The sequence below is a fragment of the Micromonospora sp. D75 genome, assembly GCF_018070405.1.
Taxonomy (GTDB): Bacteria; Actinomycetota; Actinomycetes; order Mycobacteriales; family Micromonosporaceae; genus Micromonospora; species Micromonospora chalcea.
Map to the genome: position 1 here is coordinate 1 of NZ_JAGPXV010000731.1, position 2,692 is coordinate 2,692.

4 protein-coding genes and 1 pseudogene are annotated in these 2,692 nt (G+C 71.0%); all 5 read right to left on the reverse strand.

The window, feature by feature from the left end; all coding sequences use genetic code 11:
• On the reverse strand, nucleotides 1–289 hold a 289-nt coding region (locus KBX39_RS28260; RefSeq protein ID WP_210873446.1), incomplete at its 3' end, for a pyridoxamine 5'-phosphate oxidase family protein.
• 118 nt (nucleotides 290–407) lie between these two features.
• A complete protein-coding gene (locus tag KBX39_RS28265; protein ID WP_043323144.1) occupies nucleotides 408–770 on the reverse strand; it encodes a helix-turn-helix transcriptional regulator in 363 nt (120 codons plus the stop codon).
• Nucleotides 771–848: 78 nt separating this feature from the next.
• A complete protein-coding gene (locus KBX39_RS28270) occupies nucleotides 849–1,256 on the reverse strand; it encodes an arsenate reductase ArsC (protein WP_166456217.1) in 408 nt (135 codons plus the stop codon).
• Nucleotides 1,257–1,312: 56 nt separating this feature from the next.
• Entirely contained in the window at nucleotides 1,313–2,398 is a 1,086-nt protein-coding gene (gene arsB, locus KBX39_RS28275) for an ACR3 family arsenite efflux transporter (RefSeq protein WP_113972990.1), read from the reverse strand.
• Nucleotides 2,399–2,498: 100 nt separating this feature from the next.
• A pseudogene (locus KBX39_RS28280) lies at nucleotides 2,499–2,692 on the reverse strand (ArsR family transcriptional regulator); the annotation flags it as partial.

Genomic DNA, 2,692 nt, shown 5'->3' on the forward strand with positions numbered 1-2,692 from the left:
CCGAGCGCGCCAGCACCAGGCCGTCGACCACGGTGACCGTGACGCAGACGTCGGTGTCGGTGGTGAGGCTCCGGCTGGCCACCGAGCCGTGCAGGTAGAGGTGGCGGTCGTCGAACCCGTAGACGGTCGGCACCACCATCGGGTGACCGTCCACCAGGACGCCGAGGTGGCAGACGAACCCGGCCCGGAGCACGTCGAACAGGGCGGCGCGGTCGCGGTGCCCCTTCTCCTTCATCCGGCGCAGGCTCGTGCGGGGCGTCGCGGACAACTGCCCGTCGGCATCGGTCATGGCTGATCTCCCGTCGGTCCCGCCGTTTCTACCGGGCCGGACGGCGCTCCTCAAGGGGGCCGGCGGGGACGACCCGGTCAGGTCGGCGGGTGCTCGCGGCAGCCCCGCGGTCGCCTGCTCAGCGGACCTTCCTCGTCGGTCGCTTACGAGGTGGCGTCAGCAGTTCGGCGATCGCCGAGATCGCGGACGGCACCAGACGGTAGTACGCCCACACACCCCGCTTCTCACGCTCGATCAGACCGGCCTCGGTGAGGATCCGAAGGTGATGGCTGACGGTCGGCTGGGAGAGCCCGAGCGGCGCGGTGAGGTCGCTGACGGACGCCTCGCCCTCCGGAGCGGACTGGATCAGGCTGAGCAGGCGCAGCCGGGCCGGGTCGGCCAACGCCTTCAGCACTCCCGCGAGGCGTTCGGCATCGGCACGCTTGATCGGCTCGCCGGTCAGCGGCGAGATGGCAGGGGTGGCAGTTTTCGCAGTTCCCACGCTTGCATCGTTGCATCAACGGCCGCCGCATGCCGGTGCAACCAGGACCGGATCATGGTGAGTCGCACGACAGGGGTGTCAGGCGGTGGGGCGCAGGTCGGCGAGCAGCCGTTCCACCCGGGCGCGGATCTCGTCCCGGATGGGGCGTACCGCGTCGACGCCCTTGCCCGCGGGGTCTTCCAGCTTCCAGTCCTCGTACCGCTTGCCCGGGAAGACGGGGCAGGCGTCACCGCAGCCCATGGTGACGATGACGTCCGAGGACTCCGCCGTCTCGTACTCCAGGCGCTTGGGGGTCTGGTCGGTGATGTCGATGCCGACCTCCCGCATGGCCTCGACGGCGGCGGGGTTGACCTGGCCGGCGGGCGCGCTTCCGGCGGAGCGGACCTCGACGGTGTCGCCGGCGAGGTGGCGCAGCCACCCGGCGGCCATCTGGGAACGGCCGGCGTTGTGCACGCAGACGAACAGGACGCTGGGTTTGTCGCTCATCGGGTCTCCATGATCCTGATGGTTGCCGTGACGTGCCGCGGCGCGGTCGGGGCATCTCATGGCCGGGTTCCCGGCGCGGGGAACAGGCGGGCACGGGCCCACAGCGACACGTAGACCAGGCCGACGAGAACCGGAACCTCGATCAGCGGGCCGACGACGCCGGCGAGGGCCTGGCCGGAGGCGATCCCGAAGGTGCCGATCGCGACCGCGATCGCCAGTTCGAAGTTGTTGCCCGCCGCGGTGAAGGCCAGGGTGGTGGTGCGTTCGTAGTTCAGGCCGATGGCCCGGCCGAGCAGGTAGGAGCCGGCCCACATGAGGGCGAAGTAGGCCAGCAGCGGCAGGGCGATGCGGGCCACGTCGACCGGCCGGTCGGTGATGGCCTCACCCTGCAGGGCGAACAGGACGACGATGGTGAACAGCAGTCCGTACAGGGCGACGGGTCCGACCCTGGGCAGGAATCGCCGCTCGTACCAGTCGCGGCCCCTGGTCCGTTCGCCGAGGCGGCGGGACAGGTAGCCGGCGAGCAGGGGGATGCCGAGGAAGACGAGCACGTTGCCGGCGATCTCCCAGCCGGAGACCTGCAGCGCGGCGCCGTCCAGACCCAGCCAGCCCGGCAGCACCGACAGGTAGAACCAGCCGAGCAGGCCGAACGCGAGGACCTGGAACACCGAGTTGACGGCGACGAGGACCGCTGCCGCCTCCCGGTCGCCGCAGGCCAGGTCGTTCCAGATGATGACCATCGCGATGCAGCGGGCCAGGCCGACGATGATCAGACCGGTGCGGTACTCCGGCTGGTCGGCCAGGAACATCCAGGCCAGGGCGAACATGACGGCGGGACCGACGATCCAGTTGAGGATCAGCGACGAGACCAGGAGGCGCCGGTCACCGGTGACGGTGTCGAGGCGGTCGTAACGGACCTTGGCCAGTACCGGATACATCATGATCAGCAGGCCGAGGGCGATGGGCAGGGAGATGCCACCGACCTGGACGGCGTCGAGAGCGTCGTCCAGGCCGGGAACGATCCGGCCGAGCAGCAGGCCGGCGACCATGGCCAGGCCGATCCAGACCGGCAGGAACCGGTCGAGGCGCGAGAGGCGTGCCACCAACGGTGGGGCGTGTTCGGCTCTGGTGGCGGTGCTCATCGGTCTGCTCCCGTGGATCGTCGGTGCCGGCGCGTGCGCGTCGGGTGAGGTCGCCCTGTGCCGGGCGGCTGCGTCGGGCGCCCGCAGACTGAGGCGGTGATCAGGCCGGCTTCCCGCAGGGTGCGGCGGTGTGCGGGGCGACGCGATCGACGCGGTCGGCGAGGTCGGCGTAGGCCGCCTCGAACGCTTCGTCGGTGTCGACGCGGGCCGGGTCCGGCACGGACCAGTGCAGGCGGGGGCGGACCGGCCCGGTGAGTTCCTCGTGGGCGTTGTCGCAGACGGCGATGACCAGGT